1 protein-coding gene is annotated in these 2,230 nt (G+C 63.1%); it reads right to left on the bottom strand.

What is annotated here, in order from left to right; translation table 11 throughout:
- On the bottom strand, window positions 1–2,039 hold a 2,039-nt coding region (locus tag ACYDAT_RS16170; protein ID WP_461451480.1), incomplete at its 3' end, for a beta strand repeat-containing protein.
- Window positions 2,040–2,230 lie beyond the last annotated feature (191 nt).

Genomic DNA, 2,230 nt, shown 5'->3' with positions numbered 1-2,230 from the left:
AGACCGGTGTTCACGCTCAACGCACCGCTGGTCGTGGTCAGATTGATCGTCCCGGCATTGCCGGTCGTCGTCAGCGGACCATTGTCCGCCAATGCCTGCGCGTTGCTCAAGCTGAAGTTCGCTGCATTGAAAGTACCCAGGTTGCTGATCAGGTTGGCGTCGTTGAGCGTCACGCTACCCGCCGAACTGCCCGTCAGTGTCCCCGCCGTCAGAATGCCGCCCGTCTGATCGATCGTGCCGCCCGAGCCCAGCGTCAGCGTGCCCGTGCCGCTGTCGACATTCGCATTGAGCGTCAGACCTCCGTTGCCATCGAGACTGACCATGCCACCACTGACGTTGGCGCCGATCGTCAGCGCCCCCGCCGTCGTGTCGATCGTGGTCGCACCCGTGCCGCCCGATACGGCACCGCTGACGTCCAGCGCCTGATTGTTGATCAGGCTGAATCCGGTCGCCGTGAAAGTACCCAGGTTGCTGATCAGGTTGGCGTCGTTGAGCGTCACGCTACCCGCCGAACTGCCCGTCAGCGTCCCCGCCGTCAGAATGCCGCCCGTCTGATCGATCGCCGCGTTGCTGCTGGTGAGTGTCAACGTCCCGGTGGCGGTCACGTTGCTGTTCAGCACCAAACCAGCGCTCCCGCTGAGCGATACATTGCTGCCGCTCAAAGTGCTGGACGATGTCAGTGCACCACCATCGGATACCAACGTCAGATTGCCTGTACCGGCATTGATGCCGTTTGCCGGCAAGGTCAGCATGCCACCTGCCGTCAGGTTTACGTTGCCGTTGTTGTTGTCCGTCAATGCGATCACATTCAGATTATTGGCATCGGCCAGCGACACGCCAGCGCCGGTCGCCGATACCGTACCCTGGAAATCATTGCTGCCGTCGTTCAATGTGACCGCATGCGTCCCCGCGTCAAAGCTCGCCGCACCCGCCACCACGAACTTGCCACCTTGCGTGATGTCGCCTGCCGTGGTGGTGACACTCAATCCGCCAGTGCCGATGTTCAACGCGTTCGCGCTGAAGGTGCCGCTATTGACAACCAAACCGGTCAGCGCGGTCGTACCGCCCACCGCACCTCCGAAGGCGGTCAGACCGCCGGTGTTCACCGTCAGGGCGTGCGCGCCATCGACCGTGGAAGCAAAATCAATGGCCCCACTGCCCGTGCTCGCCAGCGTGGCGTCCGCACCCAGCGTCACCGCATCGTTGTAGGTCTGCGAACCGCCGGTGATCACATTGCCGTCCAGCGTGATGCCGCCACTTGCCGTCACATCCAGGGCACCACCCACGCCCACGACCGGCAACGTGAATGCCGCGCTGGTGTAGTCCAATGTCAGATTGCCCGTGATGCTCGCAGGCAATGTCAGCGTCCCTGGCGTCGCGTACGTGTTTTCCAGCGACAAATTGTTGATCGATGCGCCCGTGCCGGCAGCGAAGCTCACACCACCCTGGAAATCATTGGCCTGACTGCCCAAGTTGATATCCTGCGTGGTACCACCGGGCGTCGTGCTGTTCTGCGTGAACGTCGCCGCGCCGCCCACTGTCAATGCGCCAGTCTGCGTCAATGCGCCGTTGCTGCCCACGTCCAGCGTGCCGCTCACGTTGCTGGTACCCAGCACGGTCGCGGCATTGTTGACCAGGCTCACGTTACTACCGGTCAGGCTTATCGCACCGGTGAAGTCATTGCCCGCATTGGTCAGCGTGATGGCGTTGCCGCCGGCGTTGAAGCTGGACAACCCGGCCACACTGAACGTGCCACCCTGGGTAATGCCGCCGCTCGTGGTCGTTACTGTCAGTCCGCCAGTGCCGATGTTCAACGCGTTCGCGCTGAAGGTGCCGCTATTGACAACCAAACCGGTCAGCGCGGTCGTACCGCCCACCGCACCTCCGAAGGCGGTCAGACCGCCGGTGTTCACCGTCAGGGCGTGCGCGCCATCGACCGTGGAAGCAAAATCAATGGCCCCACTGCCCGTGCTCGCCAGCGTGGCGTCCGCACCCAGCGTCACCGCATCGTTGTAGGTCTGCGAACCGCCGGTGATCACATTGCCGTCCAGCGTGATGCCGCCACTTGCCGCCACACCCAGGGCACTACCCACGTTGGAATCACCCAGCGCCAGCGCATGGCTGCCGTTGTTCAGGGTGACGGCATTGGCGCCGCTGTTGTTGAGGCTCACCACTCCAGTGAAGTCATTGCCAGTGCTGTCCAGCGTCAGCGCGCCGGCACCGGCGTTGA

This window comes from Metallibacterium sp. (assembly GCF_054637675.1).
This window is presented reverse-complemented; position numbering and strand designations above follow the sequence as displayed.